Below are 2,622 nucleotides of genomic sequence, written 5' to 3'. Positions count from 1 at the left end.
CCGGTCGTCAGGAGACAGGAGATTATTTTATTTATTCTTCCCACTTCCCCACACCCCCCACCCCACACCCCCCACCCCACACCCCACACCCTACACCCTACCCCCACGAAAAACTTTTTCAGCAGACCCTAAGTAGGCAGAATATATCATTAGTTTGAGAATTCCCAGAAGGCAACAAAAAAATGACTATTTCCTTGCTATAAGTATTGTAGATGTCAAGAGTGGTAAATGAATGTCTATAGTGGTATCCCCCGAACAAGTCCATCAAATCGTCAACAACCTCCATCACGATCCCTTTGAGGTTTTGGGGGCCCATCCCCTAGAAGAAGAAGGAAAAGTAAATAAATGGGTTGTTAGAGCCTATTTACCGAAAACCACGGCCGCTTGGGTTATTTTACCGTCCCAAAGACAAGAATATCCCATGACGACCGCTTATCACCCCCATTTTTTCGAGTGCGTTATCGATATCAGTGAACTGAACAATTATCAATTACGCATCCACGAGGGGGAACAGGAACGGGTAATCTATGATTCCTATGCCTTCCGTTCTGCCAAACTCAGCGATTTTGATTTACATCTGTTTGGGGAGGGCAACCATCATCGCATTTATGAAAAATTAGGGGCGCATTTAGCTGAAATCGAGGGTATTAAAGGGGTTTATTTTGCCGTTTGGGCTCCTAATGCCCGCAACGTCTCAATTATTGGTGATTTTAACAGCTGGGATGGTCGGGATCACCAAATGCGGAAACGTAATAATATGGTCTGGGAATTGTTTATCCCAGAAATCGGTGTTGGCACTAAATATAAATACGAGATCAAAAATTGGGAAGGTCATATTTACGAAAAATCTGATCCCTACGGTTTTGCCCAAGAAGTACGCCCGAAAACCGCCTCGATCGTGGCTAATTTAGATAGCTATACTTGGGATGATAGCGATTGGATGGAAAAACGCCGCCATAGCGATCCTTTAACTCAACCGGTTTCCGTTTACGAATTACACCTCGGTTCTTGGCTGCACGCTTCTAGTGCCGAACCCCCCCGTTTACTTGCCGGGGAAGGGGAAGCGGTTCCCGTGTCGGAATGGAACACTGGGGCGCGCTTTTTGAGTTACTACGAGTTGGCCGAAAAACTGATTCCCTACGTTAAAGAATTAGGTTACACCCATATCGAATTATTACCGATCGCCGAGCATCCTTTTGATGGTTCTTGGGGTTATCAAGTGACGGGTTATTTTGCCCCCACCAGTCGCTACGGCAATCCTGAAGATTTTATGTATTTTATCGATCAATGTCACCAAAATGGCCTTGGTGTGCTAGTGGATTGGGTCCCCGGTCACTTCCCCAAAGATGGCCACGGGTTAGCTTTCTTTGATGGTACTCATCTTTACGAACACGGCGACCCGCGCAAAGGGGAACACAAGGAATGGGGAACCTTAATTTTTAACTACGGTCGCAACGAAGTCAGAAATTTCCTCGTCGCTAATGCTCTTTTTTGGTTCGATAAGTACCATATTGACGGCATTCGCGTGGACGCGGTGGCTTCTATGCTCTATCTCGATTATTGTCGTAAAGATGGGGAATGGGTGGCTAACGAGTACGGTGGCCGGGAAAATTTAGAGGCAGCGGAATTCCTGCGTCAAGTTAATCATGTAATTTTTAGCTATTTCCCCGGAATTCTCTCTATTGCCGAAGAATCCACCGCTTGGCCGATGGTGTCCTGGCCCACCTATATGGGCGGTTTAGGCTTTAATTTGAAGTGGAATATGGGCTGGATGCACGATATGCTCGATTATTTCGGCATGGATCCCTGGTTCCGTCAATTCCATCAAAATAATGTCACTTTTAGTATGTGGTATAACCACAGCGAGAATTATATGCTGGCTTTGTCCCACGATGAAGTGGTTCACGGCAAAAGTAATATGATTGGCAAAATGCCGGGGGATGAGTGGCAAAAATTCGCCAATGTCCGGGCATTATTTAGTTATATGTTTACCCACCCCGGCAAGAAAACCATGTTTATGAGCATGGAATTTGGCCAGTGGAGTGAGTGGAATGTTTGGGGTGATTTGGAGTGGGGTCTTTTGCAGCATGAACCCCATCAACAGCTAAAACGCTTTTTCTCAGATTTGAACGCCACCTATAAGAGTGAACCTGCTTTATATACCCAGGATTTTGGTCAGGATGGCTTTGAGTGGATCGACTGTAGTGATAATAGTCATAGCGTCGTTTCTTTCCTGCGCTGGAGCAAAAATTGGCAGGAGTTTCTGGTGGTGGTCTGTAATTTTACTCCCCAACCCCACAGCCATTATCGCGTTGGTGTACCTCATCCCGGTTTTTATCAGGAAATCTTTAACAGCGATGCGGGTAAATATGGCGGTAGTAATATGGGCAACCTCGGTGGTAAATGGTCGGAGGAATGGTCCTATCATAGCCGTCCCTACTCGATCGATCTTTGTTTACCACCTTTAGGGGTTTTAGTTCTCAAAATCAGTCCTAATGCTTCTGGGGAATAGGGAAGCTTTTTTCAGTGATCAGTAAACAGTTATCAGTTATCAGTGAACATGGTAACTGTTTACTGGTAAGCAGCTAGACACAATTAATTACACATATCTAACTACCTCTT

The 2,622-nt window shown here is 45.4% G+C and carries 1 protein-coding gene; it reads left to right on the top strand.

The annotated features are described in order from the left end of the window. The first annotated feature begins 232 nt into the window (after positions 1-232). Positions 233-2,512: a 1,4-alpha-glucan branching enzyme gene (gene glgB, locus PX636_RS20775; RefSeq protein ID WP_288118642.1), complete on the top strand. Its 2,280-nt coding sequence runs from the start codon at positions 233-235 to the stop codon at positions 2,510-2,512. The last annotated feature ends 110 nt before the right edge of the window (positions 2,513-2,622 follow it).

Source organism: Microcystis sp. M53598_WE2, from assembly GCF_030067735.1.
Classification (GTDB): Bacteria; Cyanobacteriota; Cyanobacteriia; order Cyanobacteriales; family Microcystaceae; genus Microcystis; species Microcystis aeruginosa.
Note: the sequence above shows the minus strand (reverse complement) of the source record. Positions and strands in the feature narration are given on the sequence as shown.